Annotated in this window: 1 pseudogene; it reads right to left on the reverse strand. The window is 63.4% G+C overall.

The window, feature by feature from the left end:
• Positions 1-7: 7 nt before the first annotated feature.
• Positions 8-243: pseudogene (locus GM672_RS28835) on the reverse strand (IS1595 family transposase); the annotation flags it as partial.

Consider the following 243-nt stretch of genomic DNA (forward strand, 5'->3'; position numbering starts at 1 on the left):
CCGGCATTTAGCTTCCTGCCGGGAACAATGCAGCCCGTAAAAATTGCTGCGGCGTGCTCAGGTGCCGACAGTCGAGCCCGTGAATCCAGCCCAGGTAGTGGGGCAGGTAGCGGCTCGCCACGCCGTGAAAGCGGATCAGCCAGGTCTTGAAAACGGCGTGGTAGCGGTTCACGTTCTGGACGTGGATTTCCCCCAGCACCCGCTCGCCCTGGCGCAGATTGACGGCCCGGTGCGCGATGCCAT

The sequence above is a fragment of the Pseudoduganella buxea genome (assembly GCF_009720835.1).
Lineage (GTDB): Bacteria > Pseudomonadota > Gammaproteobacteria > Burkholderiales > Burkholderiaceae_D > Rugamonas > Rugamonas buxea.